This window comes from Alkalibacterium sp. m-11 (assembly GCF_054658155.1).
This window is the reverse complement of sequence record NZ_BAAGIR010000359.1, coordinates 1-497: the sequence shown is the minus strand read 5'-3', so window position 1 is coordinate 497 and position 497 is coordinate 1. Positions and strand designations below refer to the sequence as shown.

General features: G+C 45.9%; 1 protein-coding gene. It reads right to left on the bottom strand.

Annotation, left to right across the window (positions count from 1 at the left end; all coding sequences use genetic code 11):
* Positions 1-497, bottom strand: a 497-nt coding sequence (locus ACYQ2O_RS12805; RefSeq protein WP_459796786.1) for a hypothetical protein, incomplete at both ends; no start/stop codon positions are given.

The following is a 497-nucleotide window of genomic DNA, read 5'->3' as shown; positions in this document are numbered from 1 at the left end:
CTGTTGCTGATTTTATCGACCGGTTCAACCGGGTGAAGCTGATCTTTTTCATAGAGGTAAAAGCGGCTCAGATCTGCCGTGTATTTGAGGGTCACTCGCTGACCAATGTACGCATAACCGACTTCGATTTCTTTTCCCTTCAGTTTGACAATCCCGGTTTTATCCACCCTGTATTCCTTCGTATGCAAGAAAGCCTGCTCGATGGCTTCTTCACTCTTTCGACGAATATGCATCTGGTCTTCTCTAAACCGCTGCCAGGGACTCTGGCCTAAAGACCGGTGGTCTTTTATGTTCTTCTGCCTGATATAGTCAGTGAGGGAGTCGTTGAAAGCGGTCAGGGACTCAAATTCTTTATAGTCGATGGCCGGCATCCAGTCATCCTTTAAGGTACGAAAGGTCCGTTCGATTTTTGCTTTTGATGCACCTGAACGTACACGTGCATGGATTAAGTCAATGCCTAGTTGGGCAAGAATAAGGGCTAATTGCTTGTTTTTATA